The following is a 3789-nucleotide window of genomic DNA, read 5'->3' as shown; positions in this document are numbered from 1 at the left end:
CCTTATGTTGTTTTGCAACAACATGCAGCATAAAAAAAGACTAATTTATTAGGATTTGATCTTGGAATACGTGTATGATTTCGTTGCGTGTTTGAGCAACTAATTTAGCAAATACAAACCGAATAGAAAATCCGCGAGGATTTTCGTAAGTAAGCTTGCACTAGCAATGAATTATACACGGTGTTGTGTGTAGTACTTAATTGATTTTAATCCTACTTTTAGAAATTTTAAATTCTTTTATGTTCTTCTTGTCTAAAATTTCTTCAATTTTTGTTCTTGTATCCTTATCACTTTCTGGGCCTAAAATAATTTCAATATTTTCGAGTGATTCAGGTTTAAATTCCACATCGATAAAATCTGTAATAATTGGTGAGTTATCATGAAATGCTTTAAGAGTTTCTGAAGAACCAGCAAACATAATTGCATCACTAAAAAATATTCTATATCGGAATTCTTTTTCAAAGCTCCAATAATCAATCTTTTTCTGACCAATTAAATTTAAATTTATTTCATAAAGAGGAAAATTCATATTTTTTTTATTTCTCTTAACTAAACCTTTAGATAAATCTGATTTTTTTCTAACGTAGTCAATTTGTGTTGGGCCAAATACCGATTTAGTAAGAAATTGCATATTAGCACCTTCTTTATTTTCATTTGGCAAGGCTTTCCTTTCTATTGAATACGGTTTGTTTAAGTGCGACTTTATCAAATAATTTTTTCCTTTATTAAGTTTTGCTACTTCAAGATTATCAGAATAGTTAAATAAATCTATTGGCATTCTTAATCTCACTCCTTTCAAATCAGAGTAAATTTTCCACATTGGAAGTTCATCTCTTTTTTCACTAGTCCATGAAGATGAAAAAATATTCATTCTAGAATTGGAATAAACATCACTAAATCCATCAAAAGGGTCATTCATCCTATCTAATCTATTAAATCTAAAAGTATTATACTCAAGAATTAATAAGAGTGTTTCCAATGAAGTATAGTGGTATAAGTGACTTGGTATCATAGTTTCTGGGTATTACACACAACGTGTTGTGTATGGTTAGTTGCGTGTTTAAGCAACTAATTTAATAAATAAAACACAGATAGAATATTCCGCAGGAATATTCGTAAGTAGGCTAGAACTAGCAATTAATTATACACGTTGTTGTATGTTGTGTTTCATGTTTTGATTAACTGTATATTCACTTATATTTTATCTAAAAATAGAGATTGTAAATAGTATCACTTATTAAAAATTGAATTCCTTTTTTTTTATACCTTTGTCAAGCTAAAAAACTATTACCTAATTGTTCTTAGCAACAATATATATATGGCAGTTTATTTAATTACTTACGATTTAAGTTCTGAGGATAAAGATTATACATCTTTATATGCAGAAATAGAAAAATTAGGAGACGCAAAGAGAATTTTAAAATCTGTTTGGCTTGTTAAAGTTAACAATATGAAGGCTAATGAAATATCAGAATTTTTAAGAAAAGTTTTAGATGATAGTGATCTTCTTTACGTTGTTAAAAATGATGATGTTGATAGACAAGGATGGATGTATACAAGTAACTGGGATTGGTTGAATAATAAAACTTAATTTTTAATATGCTTACAGAAGTTAATCTTGTTAATTATAAATGTTTCCAAGACGAAACCTTTTCTCTATCCAACATTAATTTGTTTTTTGGATTGAATGGTAGAGGGAAATCAAGTTTGTTGCAGGCTATTCTTTTAATGTCTCAATCTGTTAATGAGACAAATTCTTTAAAAGAGCTATTAATTTCCTCAAGTTTAATAAAGTTAGGAAGTTTTGATGATATCAAGACTTCAGGTTGCAGTAATCAAGAAAACATTAAGTTTGGATTTAAAACTGATATTGATAAGATTAATGATTTTGAATTTGAATATTCTAGAGATGAGCAAGATTTAGGAAAGGGCTTTTTACACAGTTTTGAGTTAAATGGTGTTAAAAGTTCAGAAGAATTAATTTCAGACTCAAATTCATCACAAAGCTTAGTTTCTAATAAATATTCTGCAATTAATTACAAAGATGATTCTCGAATCCTCAAAATTTTCAGAAATGTACATTATGTAAGCGCTGATAGAATTGGACCTAGATTATACGTTGATAAATATGGTGTAGGTAATGTAGATAAAACTGGCACAAGAGGAGAGAATTCAATAAATGTATTATGGTCTAATAAAAATGAATTAAATCCAATTTTTTTTATTCAAAATAAAGTTCCGAAAAATTTAACTGAATTATGTCAACAATGGCTTAATTATATTTTTAATGGAGCTAACATTGAAATAAATAAAAAAGGCGAAAGTGTATTAGCTTTAAATATTAATCCAAAAAATGAAGACAAATTATATAAATCAGTAAATGTAGGTTTTGGTTATAGTTATATTTTGTCAATTGTATTAACATGTTTGATTGCAGAAGAAGATGATATTATAATTTTTGAAAATCCTGAGGCACATTTACACCCTAAAGCGCAATCCAGATTAACTCATTTGTTTACTAGACTAGCTTCTAATAAAGTTCAACTTTTTGTCGAGAGTCATAGTGAACATATACTAAATGGATTAAGAGTTGCTATAGCAGATGAAAATAATATAATAAAAAAGGATATGGTAAGTTCTTATTTTTTTGGTGAAAATTTTAAGGTTGATAAATTAGAAATTGATATCAAAGGTTTTGTCGGTAATTGGCCAAAAGATTTTTTCGATCAGATGGAAATAGATAATTCTTTAATCTTTAATTATTCAAGATAATAGGTATTAAATGATTGCTAATTTTTATATTATACCACAATCATTTAAAAATGAAATAATGTCAAATGAGAATTTTTTTTCTTCATTAGATAGTTTTATTGGAGATTATCACAATTTAGTTGCTCACAAAGAAGATAATAAAATTTATATTCAAGAAGATGTTTTTCAAATTGAATTACCTAATGGGTATAATTTAGGACAGTTTATTTACGCAAGTGATTTAGAGTTAGAAGGAAAGGAAAAATCGATTAGACAGTTTTTGTCCAATATTTTTTTAAAACTACCACGAACACAAATTAGTATTGAAGATTTAAAATCGAAAATCAAAAATAATTCATTAGAAAGTTGTACTGGCATAATTTCTTTATTTAAGATAGAGGATATTGCTAGTGAAAATCAAATAGTTTATGACACTAATTCATGGTATAGTTTTAGAAGATATCATTTAGGTATATTTTTTGGTAATGTTAATTACTTCATAGATGAATGTATTAAGTACTTTCCTAAGATTTTTTTTCATAAAAATAATTATTCTAGTACTGGTAAAATATTAAATGGTTTTGCTTCTAAAATAGTATCTCACTTAGAAGCATTAAATGATGTTTTACCTGTTATTATGATTAAAGAAAAATTTGCTAATCATACAGATTTACTAGAAAGGTTTTCAACTATAGCAAAATTAGATGAAACAGCTACAGTAGAGGGTAAAAAGAAAACTAGATTAAAATTTAATTTTGAAAACGAAGAAGGAAAGTTTGAAACACTGATTTGTGAACCACATTTAAAGCTCAGTACTAATGATAAGGGAGATTCAAAATATTTTAAAAATAGAATTTATTTCCATTTTGGAAAGTCTAATGTTCAAGATTCTAAAATTTTAGTTGCTCATATAGGTGAACATCTATAATCTAGTCTTTATTCAGGACGGGTCAACATTACATACAACGTGTTTCTTTAGTTTGTAATAAATATATTTATAGAGAGAAAGAGGAGAACTATAACGTGTTTTAGAATTAC

4 protein-coding genes are annotated in these 3789 nt (G+C 26.8%); 3 read left to right on the top strand and 1 reads right to left on the bottom strand.

All coding sequences use genetic code 11. The annotated features are described in order from the left end of the window. Positions 1-196: 196 nt before the first annotated feature. On the bottom strand, positions 197-979 hold the full coding sequence (locus WNY78_RS18745) for a hypothetical protein (RefSeq protein ID WP_342874751.1): 783 nt from the start codon (positions 977-979) through the stop codon (positions 197-199). 339 nt (positions 980-1318) lie between these two features. Between WNY78_RS18745 and WNY78_RS18740 the strand changes: the two genes are divergently transcribed. The 3 genes from WNY78_RS18740 to WNY78_RS18730 are packed head-to-tail and all read left to right on the top strand — an operon-like array spanning position 1319 to position 3679. Continuing rightward, positions 1319-1591 carry a hypothetical protein gene (locus WNY78_RS18740; protein ID WP_342874750.1) on the top strand — a complete coding sequence of 91 codons (273 nt, stop codon included), beginning with the start codon at positions 1319-1321 and terminating at the stop codon, positions 1589-1591. An 8-nt stretch (positions 1592-1599) separates the two neighbouring features. Further along, positions 1600-2772 carry an AAA family ATPase gene (locus WNY78_RS18735; protein WP_342874749.1) on the top strand — a complete coding sequence of 391 codons (1173 nt, stop codon included), beginning with the start codon at positions 1600-1602 and terminating at the stop codon, positions 2770-2772. Between the two features lie 10 nt (positions 2773-2782). After that, positions 2783-3679, top strand: a complete 897-nt coding sequence (locus tag WNY78_RS18730) for a hypothetical protein (RefSeq protein WP_342874748.1) — start codon at positions 2783-2785, stop codon at positions 3677-3679. Positions 3680-3789 lie beyond the last annotated feature (110 nt).

It is taken from the genome of Psychroserpens sp. AS72 (assembly GCF_038900375.1).
Classification (GTDB): domain Bacteria; phylum Bacteroidota; class Bacteroidia; order Flavobacteriales; family Flavobacteriaceae; genus Psychroserpens.
The sequence above is the reverse complement of the archived record's forward strand: the minus strand, read 5'-3'. Positions and strand labels throughout refer to the sequence as shown.